Here is a 16,675-nt window from a genome sequence, read left to right as displayed (position 1 = left end):
GAAAACGACACCAAAGAATAATATCTGAATCCAATTACAAGGAGAGAGATCAAGATGATGATTCCAACATTGACCAGAATAAATGAACTTTCCAGAAAAGCTAAAGAGGCAGAACTGACAGAGATGGAGAAAGCGGAACAAATTCGTCTGCGCCAGGAATACCTGCAAATCTTTCGCGGTTCGATCAATGATATTCTGCTGAATGTCACCATCTATGATCCGAACGGCGATGACGTTACTCCGGACAAATTGAAACAGGAACAAGCAAGCCAAAACAACAACTAAGTTCAATTGGTCATATATCTTAAAATAAAGATAATACAAATTACAATAAATAAAAAAACTAAAACCACCATATCCAATTCGAAAATCCAAGGAGGAATTTATTATGACACTTCAAACTGCAGGTATCCACCATATTACGGCTTTTGCGGGAGATCCACAGGCCAATGTCGACTTTTACGCTGGGGTTCTGGGACTTCGTCTCGTGAAAAAAACAATCAACTTCGATGCACCCGACGTGTACCATCTGTACTTCGGGGATGAAAAAGGCAGCCCGGGCACCATTATTACCTTCTTCCCATCTGCCGGATCACCTCGAGGCAAAATTGGCGGCGGCCAAGTCGGCATTACCTCTTATGTCATTCCTCCTGGGACTATTGGCTTCTGGCAGGATCGACTGGAACGGTATAACATTGAGGTAACCAAAACAAGTCGCTTCAATGAAGAGCTTCTTCAATTCGAAGACAGCGAAGGCTTGCGGATTGAGCTTGTTGAAAGGGAAGAGGGTGCTGCCAGCACATGGGAGCATGAAGGAATTCCGGCAAACAAAGCAATCAAAGGCTTCGGCGGTGCTGTATTGTTCAGTGTGAATCCACTGAGAACGATGGATGCGCTCGAGAACATTCTGGGATTCGTCAGAGTGGATGAAAATGAAGAGTATGTCCGTTTCCGCTCCAGCGGAGATATCGGTAACGTCGTGGACGTTCCGGTTACCCGCATACCTCTGGGTGTAGGCGGCTCGGGCACAGTACACCACATTGCGTGGCGTGCCAAAGATTTTGAAGAGCATGAGGCATGGAGAGGGGCCGTATACCAATATGGCTACCAACCAACCCCAGTCCGCGACCGTCAATATTTCAATGCCATCTACTTCAGAGAAGCAGGCGGAATCCTGTTTGAGATTGCAACAGATCCACCGGGATTTGCCAAAGATGAACCTGCCGATGCACTCGGAGAAAAATTGATGCTGCCAGAGTGGTTCGAACCATACCGTGAACAAATCGAAGGCAATCTGCAGCCGATTGTGGTAAGAACGTTGGAACCTGCCGCAACAGCTGCTAAGTAAGTGGACAATATAAACCATAGCGGCCAGAACGATGTTCCGGCCGCGAATGGATTAACTTTTACATAAGACAAATGAAGACTTGAACCCAAAGGAGCATCGAAGGATGATGGAGAAAAAGGTTACCTGGCTGGAGTTGTTTTACGATCTGCTCTTCGTCGCAGCCGTATCCAAGGCAGGACATGTCCTGCTGCATGCCGAACACGGCGTTATTTCGTTTGAATATCTAATGAAATTTGTATTGATCTTTATCCCCGTCTGGTGGGCATGGGTGGGACAGACCCTATTCATTAATCGATACGGTCAGGATGTCCTCAGCCATCGGATCTTTCTCATCCTTCAGCTTCTGTCGGTTCTCGTGATGACGGCAAGTCTTTCCACCCATTTTGATCAGTATTATCTGTCATTCTTCGTAGGGTATATCGGTTCGAGGGCGTTTACCGCGATTCAGTATCTTACGGTTCACAAGTCCAAAAGCACACATCAACAACAGGCGGCCCGCTATCTCGGGATCTGCTTTATCATCGGTATTCTGATCTCCTCCGGTTCCCTGTTCTTTGATTCCTGGGTGCGTTACGTCGTGCTGTATGCGGGGATTGCCTTAGATATCGTGCTTCCGCTGATTGGACGCAAAAATCTGGTGAAGGTACCAATCCAGACGCATCACCTGCTCGAACGCTTCGCACTTTTTACACTCATCCTGCTCGGTGAGTCGGTAATTAGTATTATTGCCGTACTGCAGGCAGATCACTGGGATCTGAGATCCATCCTGTTTGCCGCCTTTACTTCCATATTCGTCATTGCGATGTGGTGGCAGTATTTCGATAACGTGGAGAAAAAGGTCAGCAAGGAAATTCAGACGGCCGGGCAAGCGATCATCTATGGCCATCTGTTCATCTACATTTCAATGAGCATGATCGCCGCTTCCATTCAACTGCTGTACCTGAATGAACTTAATTATGTATTCATGCTGGGATTTGGCTTCGGATCTGTACTGCTGTACTTCCTGTCAACCTCGCTCGTGTTTCATCGTTACCGACATGCACACTTAAGACTTCGTCCGATTCATCTGGTAACGATGGTTGGCGTACTGGCTGCATTTGTTATTGTGGATCTGATCTATCAGGTTCCGAACTACGTTATCGTGGGTGAAGATATGTTATTCTTCCTTCTATATGCGAAGCTGACGACTTGAATAGCGGTTTAAAACGAATTTATAAGTCACGGACGGATTGCGTTCGTGGCTTTTTGGTTTGATTTTTCTAAAATGTCATGTCGACAATGTGAAAAAGCGGTTTCGTGAGTTATTTTCTTCTATAGAATCTGTTAATATGGGACTATGTACAAGTGAATCTACCAAATCACTGAATATCTCATTTATAAGAGGGGCTTGGTGTAACAAGTACAATAGAACGGAGAGGGCAGAAATAACCTGGAGAAGCGAAGCGTTCGCCTTTATCACCGGATTTCTCCCTTAAAAAAGGGAGTCAGGAAATCTGGGGATAAGAGTGATCGGATGGTTGTTCTGCAATCGAAGTGGTCTAATGTAGGTTGGTTCCAAGTTCATTTTATACATAGCGATTCATGGATTATGGGGAGAACAATCAGGAGGGAAATCATTGAGTACACATCAAATCGGGGTTCCATTGGAAGGGTTTGCAGAATTTAGCCGCACGGTTGCCGCAGAAGGCGCGGTACTATTGAGAAACGAAGGTCAGGTACTTCCTCTTCGTGACAACGAAAACGTTTCAGTTTTTGGCCGGATTCAAGTTAACTACTATCGCAGCGGCACAGGTTCAGGCGGAAGCGTGCATGTAGCATATACAACGAACCTGCTGGATGGGCTTCGCAGCAAGAAGAATATCACCGTTAATGAAGAGCTGGCAGCAGTCTATGAAAAGTGGATTGAGGAAAATCCATTTGATGATGGCGGTAAAGTATGGGCCGCTGAGCCTTGGAACCAGAAGGAAATGCCTCTGACAGATGAATTGGTTGCACAGGCAAGAAGCAAGTCCGGCAAAGCCATCGTGGTCATTGGACGTACTGCAGGGGAAGATCAGGATAATGCCGATGCACCAGGCAGCTACCAGCTGACCGAAGATGAGAAGGCCATGCTGAAGCAGGTTACAGCGCATTTTGAACACACCATTGTGGTGCTGAATGTCTCCAATATTATCGATATGAGCTGGTTGAACGAAACGTATGTACATCCGATTCAGGGCGTCATTTACTCTTGGCATGGTGGTATGGAGGGTGGTAACGCAATTGCTGATGTACTGGCGGGAGACGTTACACCGAGCGGTAAACTGACGGATACGATTGCGTATTCCATCGAAGATTACCCTTCAACAAGCAACTATGGCAACGAGTTCAAGAACCTGTATCAGGAAGATATTTATGTGGGTTATCGTTATTTCGAAACGTTTCGACCTGAAAAGGTGCAGTTTGAATTCGGTTACGGCCTGTCTTATACGACGTTTGCCATTCAACCGCAAGGTGCTCGCACGATTTCCACAGAAGACCAAACCTTCATTGAAGTCCGTGTAAACGTGACCAACTCGGGCACAACATATGCGGGCAAAGAGGTTGTACAGGTGTACTATGAAGCACCGCAAGGCAAGCTCGGACAACCTGTGAAGGCTCTGGCTGCCTTCGGCAAAACAGGACTGCTCCAGCCTGGAGAATCGGAATTGCTGACGGTAAGCTTCCCGGTACATACCATGGCATCCTACGATGATGCAGGCGTCACAGGATATGCTTCTGCTTACGTTCTCGAAGAAGGCACGTATTGTTTGCACGTCGGTACCAGTGTAAAACAAGCAGACCACATCGAAATTGACGGTCAGGAAGGGTACATCGTAGAAACGATTCAATTGGTAGAGCAGCTGCAAGAGGCGATGGCCCCAACCGAAGATTTCACTCGGATGAAGCCAGGTGTTCGCAAGGCGGATGGGTCGTACGAGCTCATTTATGTAGACGTACCGAAGCGTCAGGTTTCCATGGCAGACCGGATTGAGCAAAACCTGCCGCAAACGCTGGAGCAAACGGGTAACCAAGGTTACAAATTAAGCGATGTCAAAAACGGAAAAGTTAGTCTGGAAGCCTTCATCGCCCAATTAAGCGATCAGGATCTGGCTGCGATCGTACGAGGCGAAGGTATGAGCAGTCCTCTTGTTACCTCCGGTACAGCGTCCGCATTCGGTGGTGTCAGTGACAGCCTGTTTAACTACGGCATTCCTGTAGCCTGCACAGCGGATGGCCCGTCCGGCATTCGTATGGATAGTGGGGAGAAAGCGACACAAGTCTCGATCGGTACGCTGCTGGCAGCAACATGGAATACGGATCTGGTTGAAGAGCTGTACGTCATGGAAGGCCAGGAGCTGCTAAGAAATCAGGTAGATACGCTGCTCGGACCTGGACTCAATATTCGCCGCAGCCCGCTCAACGGTCGTAACTTCGAGTACTTCTCCGAAGACCCGCTGATCTCGGGTGTGTTTGCGGCAGCATGCACCAAAGGTATTATGAAGGGTGGATCCAACGCGACCCTGAAGCACTTTGCCTGCAACAATCAGGAGAAACACCGCAGCAAGGTCGATGCCGTAGTCTCGGAGCGTGCCCTGCGTGAGATTTACCTGAAAGGGTTCGAAATTGCCGTGAAACAAGGCGGCGCCAATTCCATCATGACCTCCTACAACCCGATTAATGGACACTGGGCTGCATCCAACTACGATCTGAACACGACCATTCTTCGCGGAGAGTGGAATTTCGACGGGATCGTTATGACAGACTGGTGGGCCATTATGAACGATGTGGTCGAAGGCGGAGAGGCTGACCGCAAATATACAAACTGGATGATTCGTGCCCAGAACGATCTGTATATGGTCGTGCCGAACTATGGCGCAGAGATTAACGGCTGGGATGATAACACGATTGAGTCCCTGGCAAATGGAACCCTGACACGAGGAGAGCTCCAGCGCTCGGCGATCAATATTTGCAAGTTCATCATGAATGCACCGGTTTCGTCGAGAAAACACGAAATCGTGGAGAACGTGGCTTCCTTCCAGGCCAATGCATCCCTTGCTGCAGACCAGGCCCAGGCTCTGGCTGAGAATGCACAGGTGAAGCCTGCTGTAAACGAGCCAGTCTACATGAAAGTGGACGAGGCAGGCCAATATCGGATTATCGTACAGATCATGTCCCCTGAGCCAGAACTGGCCCAAAGCGCATGTAATGTGCTTTTGAATGACCAGTTGATGACGACCATTCAGACCAATGGTACAGAAGGCAAATGGATCAGACAGAAGCTTGTAAAAGTAGAACTGGAAGCAGGGCTGTATGAGTTGAAGCTGGACTTCACCAAACCGGGTCTGCAGATTGACTGGATTGAGTTCAAACAGGTCTAGCACAGGCATACAGGCATCCCGTGATGGGCATGTTGTCACTGGACAGGCTGACTGTTATGATGTTGTTAGGAGATCCTGGAATTCTGAACAATCTGGTCAGGAGTGTTGCGAAGGATGAGAAGGTATAATTTTTGGAGTCCAATCCTGCTGATTGCAGTGGCATTGATTGTAAGAAGCCTGGTAACCAATCTGGGTATGCTGTTCGGCATGTCGCAGGAATCAGCAAGTAGTATCGCCATGATTGCCATGGTGATTGCCGCACTTATTATGTTTAATCGAATGACGAAGGCTCGTCGCAAAAAATAAAAAAAGCCAGGATGACCGAAAAGGAAATCAAGGCAAGATAGGCACCCTCCGGGGTGTCTTTTTTTGTATTGACGTGCTGAACCTAACGTTTTAGACTAAACCTAAATCATAATAACGATATGTGAATAACAAAAATAACAATATAAGCAATGGATTCAATTTGCACAATTACATGGAAACGCAGAGGACTGAAAAAAACTGAAGAGGCGAGGAGCTCCCCTTACCCTGGATGTTAAGCTTCAAACAGTGAGGAAAAAGGACCGCAAATGCACAAGTGATGCGCTTTTCGGTCCTTATGTCATGGGGCGTGGACGGAACTGGTTTGGTGAGAGTCCGGTACCCCGTCTGAATTGCCTGGAGAAGTGGCTGACGGAGTGATAGCCAAGTTCATCTGCGATATCCTCAATGGTCTTGTTGGTACTGACGAGCAGCTGTTTTGCATGGTTAAGCTTCTTCTCCGTGACATATTGCCGAGGGGAGATGCCGTATATTTCTTTGAATATTTTGGTGCACTGGCTGCGGCTGAGATTCAGCTCTTCGGCCATCTGAGAGATGGAACCTTCACTCGAAATCATGTTCAGCAGCTGCTCTTCGATGCGATGTGCAGTATCAGCTTTATGCATGGTGACCTCCGGTATGGCGTCCGGGATAGAATCAGCTTCTCCGGATTGCAGCAGGATGATCTCCTGAATGATCAGGAGGATGTAGGCCTGCAGTGCCATTTTCTGAACAGAGGTCAGGGTGATTCTGGTTTCTGAGCCATTTGGAGCTGACAAAGAAGTCGAGGACAGACAATGCTGCATCTCCTGTTCAATCTTGGCTACATAGGCAGGCAGTTCAGTGGTTGCTGCCTTGCTGTGGGGAATCAGGCGATATTCCTGCTGGCTCAGCGTTCTTCGCAGCTCGGAATCATCAATGTCGAAGTGAATATTAAAAAAGTCAAAGCGTGAATGATGGATCGGTTCCATGTCGCCTGTGGACTCGTTGGTATGGGCGTTCTCCATCTGGTGTCTGGCACCTGCACGGATGAAGAACCAGTCTCCTGGACCAAGCAGAATTTCATCCGCACCGATCAGCATTCTGCCTTCTCCGCACTGGCAATACAGAACTTCATATAAATGATGATGGTGCTTTGGATAGATCCAGCCGGGTGATTTCCTGCCAAAATGACATCCCGTAACCTGCAGTGTGCTCGTCATATTGGGAAAGATCACATCCGTATCCATGGAATCACCGCCTTGAGCTTGTTGTCACAGATTATACCACTCGGTCAGCAGGCACAAAAGGTCAAAAAACCGGACGCTTTGTGAATGGTGAGAAGCCTCAAGGACTTATATATTGGAAGGAACGAAGGGAGTCATCCAATGAAGAAACAGCCCATACTGGAAGTGATTGCAGTAGATGCAGCAGACGCCAGGGCAGCCGAGCAGGGTGGAGCAGATCGAATTGAACTGGTCTCTGCCATGTCTGAAGGAGGCCTTACCCCCAACGTTGGCATTATCGAGCAAGTGGTGTCCCAAGTTTCCATTCCGGTATATGTCATGATTCGTCCGCATAGCCGCTCGTTCTGCTATAGCGCCGAGGACATCCGTGTTATGACCCAGCAGGTGCGTATGGCTAGAGAACTTGGAGCATCTGGCATTGTGGTCGGTGCCTTGTCGGAAGGCGGAGAAGTTGACTTTGCAGCCATGGAGTCATGTCTAGCCGAAGCGCAGGGACTTGGTGTTACATTTCATCGGGCCATGGATGTGAGCGCAAGTCTGACAGGAACACTCCATTCCATCAGCACGCTGGGACCGGTAGAACGTGTACTGACATCTGGAGGAAAACGGACAGCACCTGAAGCCATTTCTGAATTGAAACAGCTCCATGAACTGAGTCAGGCGTTGGATATAACGGTAATGGCTGGCTCAGGGGTAACCTTGGACAGGATTAGGGATTTGGTAAGGCAAACGGGTATCACGGAAATACATATGGGTTCAGGTGTCCGATATGAAGGCGGTTTTCATAAGCCCATTCATCCGCAGATGGTTGAAGAAGCCAAACGACATCTGTTAAGTGCATTCCAATCCACGAATGACGGGAGTGATACACGATGAGTCATGGACTGCAAGCAGCCGATTGGGTCAAGGCTGCAGCACAAGTCAGTCCTTCCAAGCGCCAGCTGGAATGGCAGGAGATGGAGTTCTACGCCTTTATTCATTTTACGGTAAATACATTCACGGATCGCGAATGGGGGACTGGCGAAGAAAGTCCAGCAATCTTCAATCCTTCGGAGCTCAGCGCAGAGCAATGGGTAGAGACGTGTAAGGCGGCAGGTATGAAGGGATTGATCCTGACATGCAAGCATCATGACGGGTTTTGTTTGTGGCCAAGTCAGTTTACCGAGCATACAGTCGCGGCCAGTCCGTGGAGAAGCGGCACAGGTGATCTGGTAAAAGAAGTGGCCGATGCCTGCCGTGAGGGCGGATTGAAATTTGGCATTTATTTGTCCCCTTGGGATCGTCATGAGGCATCATACGGGGATTCAGAGAGGTATAACGAGTTTTTCCTCCATCAGCTGCGCGAGCTGCTCACCAATTATGGCGATATCTTCTGTGTGTGGTTTGACGGAGCATGCGGCGAAGGTGCGAATGGCAAAAGGCAGGTCTACGACTGGGACGCTTACTATGCGCTTATTCGGGAACTCCAGCCGGAAGCTGTGATCTCGGTATGCGGCCCGGATGTCCGCTGGTGCGGCAACGAGGCTGGTCATACACGGGATTCGGAATGGAGTGTTGTGCCGGCGCATATGCAGGATAATGAGAAGATTCAGGAGCAATCCCAGCAGGTGGATGATGGGGAGTTTGCCAGAAGGGTCAATACGCAGGACAGTGATTTGGGAAGCAGAGAGGTCATCCGTGACCTAGGTGACGAGCTGATCTGGTACCCTGCCGAGGTGAATACATCCATTCGTCCAGGATGGTTCTATCATGCAAGCGAGGATACCCAGGTCAAAACGCTAGAAGAGCTGCTTACCGTTTACTACGGCTCCGTAGGCGGCAACGCCAGTTTTCTGCTCAACCTGCCGCCGAATACGCGTGGCCTTATTCACGAACGGGATGTGGAACGGCTGCAGGAGCTCGGAGATGTTCTGCGTACCACGTTTCAGGAAAACCTGGCATTGCATGCACAGGCTGAAGCATCAGAGACGATGGATGAACAACATGAAGTCTTGCAAGTGCTGAGTGAACAGCAGGATACGTATTGGTGTCCGCGCGAAGGAACGGAGCAGGCGTGGGTTGAGGTGGATTTGCTAACGGAGACAATGTTTGACCGGGTTGTGTTAATGGAACATATCCAGATAGGTCAACGGATTGAGCGTTTTACATTGCAGGTTAGCAGGCCAGACGGCACCTGGGATGAGATATATACCGGTACGGTTGTAGGGTACAAACGAATTTGTCGCTTTCCGAGGGTCACATCGAGAAGGGTTCGACTAACCATTCATCAATCCAGATGGTACCCGACGTTGTCCAGGCTGGGTGTATATCTGAGCGAGGGGGGAGAGGTGTAGCATGGCGGTTTTGACTTATCAAGGTTCACAATTCATGTATGATAACAAGCCTGTTCAAATTTGTTCAGGAGCCATCCATTATTTCAGGGTAGTCCCCGAATATTGGGAGGATCGGCTGCTGAAGCTGAAGGCTTGCGGATTGAATACCGTGGAGACATACGTGCCATGGAATTTCCATGAACCACAGCCGGGACAGTATCGTTTTGAGGGCATGGCGGATCTGGAGGGTTTTATTCAAATTGCAGCAGATGTGGGTTTGTATGTGATTGTCCGTCCGAGTCCTTATATATGTGCCGAATGGGAATTCGGGGGATTGCCTTCCTGGCTGCTGGCTGATGATGCCATACGTCTTCGATGTAATGATGAGCAGTTTCTGGCGAGTGTGGACCGCTATTATGATGTGCTTTTGCCCAAATTGCACCCGTTCCTCAGCACCCAAGGCGGACCAATCATCGCGATGCAGATCGAAAACGAATATGGCAGCTTCGGAAATGATGCGAGTTACCTGAAATATTTGCGCGACGGCATGGTGCGGCGTGGTGTCGATGTACTGCTCTTTACCTCGGACGGACCGACAGACCACATGCTGCAGGCTGGATCAGTGCCGGGACACCTGGCTACGGTCAATTTTGGCTCAGGGACGCAAGGGGCCTTTGACAAGCTGCGCACATATCAAGCCGAAGAACCATTGATGTGTATGGAATACTGGAACGGTTGGTTTGATCATTGGGGAGAGTCACATCACACTCGTGATGCAGAAGATGTAGCCGGTGTATTTGAAGAGATGCTGCGCGAAGGAGCTTCAGTTAACTTTTATATGTTCCATGGTGGAACAAACTTCGGATTCTACAACGGGGCCAATTGTCAGCAAAAGAATCAATACGAGCCTACGATAACAAGTTATGATTACGATTCTCTGCTCAGTGAATCAGGGGAGCCGACAGCAAAATTCCATGCAGTACGTAATCTTATTGCCCGTTATAGCGGCCGCGATATGGGAGAGCTTGTGCTGCCTGAATCAAAGGGCACCTTTGCCTACGGTCAAGTGAAGTTGACGGAACAGGCCGAACTGCTGAGACAGGTGGACCAAATCTCAATCCCTGTTCAGCGAACCAATCCCGAACCGATGGAAAAGCTCGGACAGGATTATGGATTTATTTTGTACCAAACCCGAATTTCCGGGCCCAGAGAGCGACAGGAGCTGGTGGTTCAAGAGGTGCATGACCGTGCGCTGGTGTTTGTGGATGGTCAATTCCAGGGCGTGCTGGAACGCTGGAACGATGCTTTGTCAGTATCCTTTGAAGTGCCAGTAGAGGGTGCGGACATTACGATCCTTGTTGAAAACATGGGGCGAATCAACTATGGACCTTACCTGAGAGATCCGAAGGGCATTACAGAGGGAGTACGTCATGGCTTTCAATTTCTGTTCGATTGGACGATTCATTGTCTGCCGCTGACGGATCTATCAGGATTGCAATTCGGCGAACGATCTTCTGATATTGAAGGTCCGGCATTTTACCGGGGGAACTTTCAAGTAAATGAAGCGCAGGATACCTTTCTGCGACTGGACCATTGGACCAAGGGTGTCGTTTATGTAAACGGCTTCAATCTGGGGCGATATTGGGATAAGGGGCCGCAAAAAACCTTGTACGTCCCTGCGCCGCTGCTGCGCCAAGGTGTAAATGAAATCATCGTGTTTGAGCTGCATAAGACGACCGATCAGGCAGTAACTTTTGTAAATAAGGCAGATTTGGGCTAGGAAAAGGAAAAAAGCATAGCAAACGATTATTGGGAATTGTCGAGCCATCCGGAAAAAGGTATACGTTGGGTATGGTCATCGACTACAAGAGAGGATGAGGTGAAGTATGAAAGTTGGACTTAGTACCTACAGTTTGCAGCAGGCACTTGATCGCAATGAATTGACCGTGCCGGATGCCATCCGATTTATCGCGGGCCATGGCGGTGAGCATGTGGAAATTGTACCGATGGGATTCAGTCTGATCGACAATCCGGAGTTGATTGATGAAATTAAACATACTGCAGAAGAGGTCGGAATCGACATTTCCAATTATGCGATTGGCGCAAACTTCGCTGTACAGGAGGACGCCGATGCGCTGGAGCAAGAGATTCAGAATGTGATGCGGCATGTGGATGTGGCTGCTGCGCTGGGTGTTAAGCTTATGCGTCATGATGTAGCTTTTCGTCCGGCCGAAGAAGGGACTGTAGCGCAGTTTGAGAAGGACCTGCCGGTACTGGTGCAGGCCTGTCAGCGAATTGCCGATTATGCAGCAGGCTTCGGAATTACAACGAGTGTAGAGAATCACGGGTACTATGTGCAGTCCAGCGAGCGAATTCAGCGTTTGCTGCATGAAACGGCACGGGAAAATTTTAAGACTACGCTGGATGTCGGTAATTTTCTCTGTGTGGATGAAGATCCGGTGAGTGCCGTGAAAAATAACATTCCATACGCGTCGATTGTGCACGCCAAGGACTTCTACTGGAGATCTTCGTACCGGAATCCCGGTGAAGGCTGGTTCCAAACTTCGCACGGCAATTACCTGCGCGGTGCTATTGTAGGCCATGGCGATATCGACATGCCTGAGGTGTTCCGTGTACTGAAACAATCCGGGTATGACGGATACATCTCGGTTGAATTCGAGGGCATGGAAAATTGCCAAACCGCCTCACGCATTGCGATGGATAACGTTCGCCGCCTATGGGAAGAGGCATAGGGCAGAGTACTTGTTTTAAATAAATTGAATCAAATTCTAAAGAAGGCGTGAGTAACAGAGGGGAAGCTTGGAACTGTAGGAGCGGAAGCGACCGCCTTTGTCTGCAGATTTCAACCGCCAGAGCGGTCGATAAAAGAAATTGGCAGACAACAGCGGCCGAAAGTCCAAGCATTCACCGTCGTTACGTTAAGCCAAAATTATAATTAATTGAGTCCATTCTTATGAAAACGATGGAGGGATCAGCACAATGTCCAAATTGAAAGTCGCCGTTATCGGTGCCGGATCAATATCCGATTGCCACCTGCAAGCCTATGCCAGTAATCCAGACGTTGAAATATACGCCATATGCGACCTGAATGAAGCACGTGCCGCAGACATGGCGAAAAAATATGATGCAACTCATGTATTCACGGATTACAAGGAACTGCTGGCCTTGCCCGAGATTCATTCCGTCAGCATCTGTACATGGAATGATTCTCATGCAGAGATCAGCATTGCCGCACTGGACGCGGGCAAAAACGTGCTGTGTGAGAAGCCGCTATGCCAAACCGTAGAAGATGCCCTCGAAGTAGAGAAAGCCGTTCATCGCAGCGGCAAGCTGCTGCAGGTCGGTTTTGTACGCCGCTATAGCGACAATGCGCAGATTCTGAAGAAGTTCATTGATGCAGGTGAGCTGGGCGAGATCTATTATGCCAAAGCATCCAGCCTGCGTCGCCTCGGTAACCCGGGCGGCTGGTTCTCGGATATTAATCGCTCCGGCGGCGGTCCGCTGATTGATATTGGCGTACATGTCATTGATATTTGTTGGTATCTGATGGGCAGACCGAAGGTGAAATCCGTTTCTGCCAACGTATCCAATCGACTCGGCAATCGTGCCCATATCAAGAATCTGTCCTTTTACAAAGCCGCAGACTATGACGCTGACCAGAACACTGTTGAGGACATGGCGAATGCCCTGATTCGTTTTGAAAATGGGGCAAGTCTGCTCGTAGATGTCAGCTTCACGCTTCATGCCAAAGCGGATGAAACCTCGGTCAAACTGTACGGTGACAAGGGTGGTGCCGAACTGGAGCCAGAAATCTCGATCATTGGCGAGAAATTCAATACCATTTTGAACATGACCCCGCAGGTGGATTTCAAATCCTTCGATTTTATGGGCTCGTTCCGCAATGAAATCAACCATTTTATCGACAGCACACAGGGCCGGAAGGAGACGCTTAGTCCGGTAGAGGACGGCGTGGAAGTGATGAAAATGCTCTGTGCCATTTACGAGTCAGCACGCGAGGGACGCGAAATTTCACTGTAATAATGCCCTTATTTGTTGAACTGAACGTTTAAGCCAAAACGGAGAGTGCAGAACCAATCTGTATTACGAAGTAACAGGACTTAATATGTCTTTCTTAGTTGAACTAAACCGTTACACGTTAACGGAGAGGGCAGAACCAATCTGGAGAAGCGAAGCGCTCGCGTTTATCCCCGGATTTCCATCAATTATAAAGTGAATTCAAAAAAATCCGGGGGTAACAGCGATCGAAAGATGGTTCTGACCGCGCAGTGGCCCAGGGTAAAGCTATTTATTCAGCTTATGACATCTAATCCAAAGGAGATGAACGGGATGAGCGAAACCAAAGACGTGGTGCTGGAACAGGAAGAACAGGTCGTTGAAGCCGGGGTACACCATTTTAGCAAAGAGGAAGAATGGGTCAAGCCGGAAGATCCGCTGCTCCTTGAGCGGCTGGAGTGGTTCAAGGACCAGAAGCTGGGGCTGATGATGCACTGGGGCCCCTATTCCCAGCTTGGACTCGTGGAGTCCTGGGCACTGAGCGATGAGGATGGCGATTGGTCGCGTGATGACATCGACTGGACGGACGACATGGAGCATTTCAAGCGGGAATATTTCGATCTGAACAAAACCTTTAATCCGATCCGTTTCCAACCCGAAGAATGGGCACAGATGGCAGCAGACAATGGCTTCAAATACTTCTTGTTCACGACGAAGCACCACGACGGTTTCTGCATGTGGGACACCCATACGACCGATTATCGGATCACGGGCAAGGATACCCCGTTTCATACCCATAAATATGCGGACATCTGTAGAGTACTCTTTGACGCATTCCGGGCCAAAGGGCTGGGGATCTCGGCGTATTTCTCCAAAGCGGACTGGCATACCCCGTATTATTGGGCACCTGGAATGGAGCGGGGAAGCCACATGTGGCGCGGACCATCGTACGATCCCCACAAGTACCCGTGGCTGTGGGAGAAATTCGTGGAGTTCACACATGAGCAGATCATGGAGCTGCTGACGAATTATGGCCGGATCGAATGTCTATGGCTGGACGCCGGTTGGGTGCGAGAGGGTCGCCACGGCCAGGATATCCGGCTGGGAGAAGTTGTGGAGCGGGCACGTCAGACAACTCAGCCATGGCTTCTGTCAGCAGACCGCACCGTAGGTGGAGCATACGAGAATATTGTTACCCCAGAGCAGACCATCCCGGAACACCCGATGAATATCCCTTGGGAGAGCTGCATCACAGTGGGTAATTCCTTCGCCTTCGGATTTGATGACCAATATAAATCGGGAAGACAGCTGGCGCATATTTTGCTGGAAGTAGTGTCCAAGGGCGGCAACCTGGCGCTGAATGTTGGACCGCAGCCGGATGGTCGCCTTCCCAAAGGGGCAGTGAGGGGCATCAAGGCACTTGGTGAATGGCTCAACACCCACGGTGAAGGGATCTATGGAACCCGGATCTGCGGACCTTATTTTACGAAGGATTGGGCCTTTACGCAGAAGGAAGATATCAACACCGTGTACGCCTTCCGTTTATACAGAAACGAGAACGAAGCAGTAGAAGCACAAGTCATCATCCCTTATTTGGAAAAAGTAGAGCGAGTCGAACTCGTGGGTACCAATGACGTAATTTCGTATCAGCAGACGGAGAATGGACTCGTTGTCGATCTGCCGCCATCTGAGGTTTCTGGGACAGCACCGATCACGCATACGTTCAAATTGTTAACAAGTGGGTAGATGGCATGTGAATTCCGGGGGAGCAATCAGGGCCTCCGGGATTTTTGTATTTAAGCATAGGGAGGTGGGATTCCTGATAATAAAGGCGCATAAATGCTTGTGCCGCAAGGGTTTATGGAATATGGAGAGGTGGGAGAAAATTACGAATTGATCAAAAAACAAGGTTCCATGTACTATCGAATTAAGAAAGCGCTACCTGATACTATTACTAACACGGTTAGCGTCAAAACATCAATTTGATCGAAAAACAGGATGTTTTAGCGAATTAAATGTAATGTATTATTACACTTGAGGTGTAGAAGGAGTGACGCAAATGAGTCGAGCTACGGAAAGCATACCCGCCAACCTGGAACTCCAGCAAAGGAATCAGGTGGAGCCCAAAAGGCAGCATCCATTCATCAAAAGCCTCAAGAAGCATTGGGAGCTCTATCTGCTCGTTCTGCCTCCCGTGTTGTATCTGTTGATCTTCAAGTACATCCCCATGGTTGGGGTACAGATTGCCTTTAAGGATTTTAGTGTAGTCAAAGGAATCTGGGGAAGCCCCTGGGTCGGATTCAAACACTTCGAGGCATTCTTCGAATCCCCCAACTTCTGGCTCCTGATCAAAAATACGATCGGCATCAGCTTCTACTCCCTGATCGCCGGATTCCCCATTCCGATCCTGCTTGCGCTGGCGCTGAATGAGATCCGAACGGGTTACTTTAAGAAGACCGTCCAGATGGTCACCTACGCTCCGCATTTTATCTCCACGGTCGTGATGGTATCCATTATTATTCTGATGCTGTCCCCGCATGTGGGCGTGGTAGACAAGCTGTTCACGCTGCTCGGCTTCCCGATGACCAACTTCATGGGCATTCCGGAATACTTCAAATCCATCTATGTCTGGTCCGGTGTATGGCAGGGCATGGGATATTCATCCATCATATACATCGCCGCTCTTGCTGGTGTTGATCCATCGCTGTATGAGGCAGCGAAGATGGACGGGGCTTCAAGGCTTCGAAAAATATGGCATATCGACCTTCCAACGCTCGTTCCAGTCACCGTTATCATGCTGATTCTGAGTTTGGGCAGCATTATGGGTGTCGGCTTTGAAAAAATATATCTGATGCAGAATCCGCTCAACACAAGCGCATCGGAGGTCATCTCTACGTATGTGTACAAGGTCGGTCTGATCGGTGCAAATTTCAGCTTCTCCTCGGCAGTAGGGTTGTTCAACTCCGTTATCAATCTGATCCTGCTGATCATCGTCAACGGCATTTCCCGCAAAGTATCCCAGAACAGCTTGTGGTAAAGGAGGAGCTCATC

The 16,675-nt window shown here is 49.2% G+C and carries 13 protein-coding genes; 12 read left to right on the top strand and 1 reads right to left on the bottom strand.

Annotated elements, in window-relative coordinates; all coding sequences use genetic code 11:
* Positions 1 to 57: 57 nt before the first annotated feature.
* The 5 genes from PIL01S_RS26360 to PIL01S_RS26340 all read left to right on the top strand — a co-directional run bounded on the left by PIL01S_RS26360 (position 58) and on the right by PIL01S_RS26340 (position 6,054).
* Positions 58 to 285, top strand: a complete 228-nt coding sequence (locus PIL01S_RS26360; protein ID WP_095293145.1) for a DUF896 domain-containing protein — start codon at positions 58 to 60, stop codon at positions 283 to 285.
* 103 nt (positions 286 to 388) lie between these two features.
* Entirely contained in the window at positions 389 to 1,348 is a 960-nt protein-coding gene (locus tag PIL01S_RS26355) for a ring-cleaving dioxygenase (RefSeq protein ID WP_127540560.1), read from the top strand.
* A gap of 103 nt (positions 1,349 to 1,451) precedes the next feature.
* On the top strand, positions 1,452 to 2,540 hold the full coding sequence (locus PIL01S_RS26350; protein WP_127540558.1) for a low temperature requirement protein A: 1,089 nt from the start codon (positions 1,452 to 1,454) through the stop codon (positions 2,538 to 2,540).
* A gap of 424 nt (positions 2,541 to 2,964) precedes the next feature.
* On the top strand, positions 2,965 to 5,748 hold the full coding sequence (locus tag PIL01S_RS26345; RefSeq protein ID WP_127540556.1) for a glycoside hydrolase family 3 C-terminal domain-containing protein: 2,784 nt from the start codon (positions 2,965 to 2,967) through the stop codon (positions 5,746 to 5,748).
* A gap of 114 nt (positions 5,749 to 5,862) precedes the next feature.
* Positions 5,863 to 6,054 (top strand): hypothetical protein, encoded by a 192-nt coding sequence (locus tag PIL01S_RS26340; protein WP_095362005.1) that lies wholly within the window; start codon positions 5,863 to 5,865, stop codon positions 6,052 to 6,054.
* Between the two features lie 293 nt (positions 6,055 to 6,347).
* On the opposite strand, the gene PIL01S_RS26335 is transcribed toward PIL01S_RS26340, so the two are convergent.
* Positions 6,348 to 7,280, bottom strand: a complete 933-nt coding sequence (locus PIL01S_RS26335) for a helix-turn-helix domain-containing protein (protein ID WP_127540554.1) — start codon at positions 7,278 to 7,280, stop codon at positions 6,348 to 6,350.
* 138 nt (positions 7,281 to 7,418) lie between these two features.
* Here PIL01S_RS26335 and PIL01S_RS26330 point away from each other — a divergent pair, with 138 nt between their 5' ends.
* The 7 genes from PIL01S_RS26330 to PIL01S_RS26300 all read left to right on the top strand — a co-directional run bounded on the left by PIL01S_RS26330 (position 7,419) and on the right by PIL01S_RS26300 (position 16,661).
* Positions 7,419 to 8,153, top strand: coding sequence for a copper homeostasis protein CutC (locus PIL01S_RS26330; RefSeq protein WP_164764353.1), 735 nt, complete (start codon positions 7,419 to 7,421; stop codon positions 8,151 to 8,153).
* Positions 8,150 to 9,610 (top strand): alpha-L-fucosidase, encoded by a 1,461-nt coding sequence (locus PIL01S_RS26325; protein WP_127540550.1) that lies wholly within the window; start codon positions 8,150 to 8,152, stop codon positions 9,608 to 9,610. The genes PIL01S_RS26330 and PIL01S_RS26325 overlap by 4 nt, the downstream gene beginning before the upstream one ends.
* Position 9,611: 1 nt before the next feature.
* Positions 9,612 to 11,369: a glycoside hydrolase family 35 protein gene (locus PIL01S_RS26320; RefSeq protein ID WP_127540548.1), complete on the top strand. Its 1,758-nt coding sequence runs from the start codon at positions 9,612 to 9,614 to the stop codon at positions 11,367 to 11,369.
* Between the two features lie 106 nt (positions 11,370 to 11,475).
* Positions 11,476 to 12,342 carry a sugar phosphate isomerase/epimerase family protein gene (locus PIL01S_RS26315; protein WP_127540546.1) on the top strand — a complete coding sequence of 289 codons (867 nt, stop codon included), beginning with the start codon at positions 11,476 to 11,478 and terminating at the stop codon, positions 12,340 to 12,342.
* Positions 12,343 to 12,589: 247 nt separating this feature from the next.
* Complete coding sequence (locus tag PIL01S_RS26310) at positions 12,590 to 13,648, top strand: Gfo/Idh/MocA family protein (RefSeq protein ID WP_110821807.1); 1,059 nt, start codon at positions 12,590 to 12,592, stop codon at positions 13,646 to 13,648.
* Between the two features lie 309 nt (positions 13,649 to 13,957).
* Positions 13,958 to 15,370 (top strand): alpha-L-fucosidase, encoded by a 1,413-nt coding sequence (locus PIL01S_RS26305; protein ID WP_127540544.1) that lies wholly within the window; start codon positions 13,958 to 13,960, stop codon positions 15,368 to 15,370.
* Between the two features lie 313 nt (positions 15,371 to 15,683).
* On the top strand, positions 15,684 to 16,661 hold the full coding sequence (locus PIL01S_RS26300) for an ABC transporter permease (RefSeq protein ID WP_127540541.1): 978 nt from the start codon (positions 15,684 to 15,686) through the stop codon (positions 16,659 to 16,661).
* The last annotated feature ends 14 nt before the right edge of the window (positions 16,662 to 16,675 follow it).

It is taken from the genome of Paenibacillus illinoisensis NBRC 15959, assembly GCF_004000925.1.
Lineage (GTDB): Bacteria > Bacillota > Bacilli > Paenibacillales > Paenibacillaceae > Paenibacillus > Paenibacillus illinoisensis.
Note: the sequence above shows the minus strand (reverse complement) of the source record. Positions and strands in the feature narration are given on the sequence as shown.